1 protein-coding gene is annotated in these 657 nt (G+C 56.8%); it reads right to left on the bottom strand.

Translation table 11 applies throughout. The features are described 5' to 3' along the window. Nucleotides 1-536, bottom strand: a 536-nt coding sequence (locus AS26_RS13650; RefSeq protein WP_174519954.1) for a UPF0236 family transposase-like protein, incomplete at its 3' end; no start/stop codon positions are given. Between the last annotated feature and the right edge of the window lie 121 nt (nucleotides 537-657).

Below are 657 nucleotides of genomic sequence, written 5' to 3'. Positions count from 1 at the left end.
ACTTCCCCTTGCTTGAACACCTTCTCGCGCTCCAACTCAGCTCGGGCGCGCTTCTCCCCTCCGAGCCTCTGCACCTCTTGCCAAATCGCCATCGCGCTGATGTCTGGCACCCACGTCTGGAGAATCTCTGCCGCACGCCGATACGACACATCTAACGCCAGCGCTACAGCTTGGTCTCTCAACTTCCCGCTCAATCGACGACGCGGATCGAAACCTGCTACGTCATCCAACAGAAAGCGGCGTTCGCCCGTCTTTCGATTGCGGTAATAACGTCGACGATAGCGGATTTCTCCCACAGTGGACACGATCGTCCGTGGTTTACACTGAACCAGTTCCCACTCATTTCGGTCACGCTCCGCCGCCAGCTTCTCGTCCCAAGCTTCAAGCACCGACGTGATCACCACGGCCCCCAAATCGGTCAGCGCCCTCGAAACCTCTTCCTCGAGCACCGCAAAATCCCCTGGACGTTGTGATAGCCTGGCGGCGATCATCACGAGCAACAGGAAACTTGCATAGCTGCGTCGAATGTCCAACATAAGAGACCTCACCTCTTCATCCGCGCTGCAACGCGGGTTGTTTTTGTGGTCAGTGAGGTCTCTTCTCTTTGTCCCCGGAAAATCCTCCCGAGAGCAGCCCCTACTCAAACTTTATACGCTC

Origin of the sequence: Alicyclobacillus sendaiensis NBRC 100866, from assembly GCF_001552675.1 — a bacterium.
Classification (GTDB): domain Bacteria; phylum Bacillota; class Bacilli; order Alicyclobacillales; family Alicyclobacillaceae; genus Alicyclobacillus; species Alicyclobacillus sendaiensis.
Note: the sequence above shows the minus strand (reverse complement) of the source record. Positions and strands in the feature narration are given on the sequence as shown.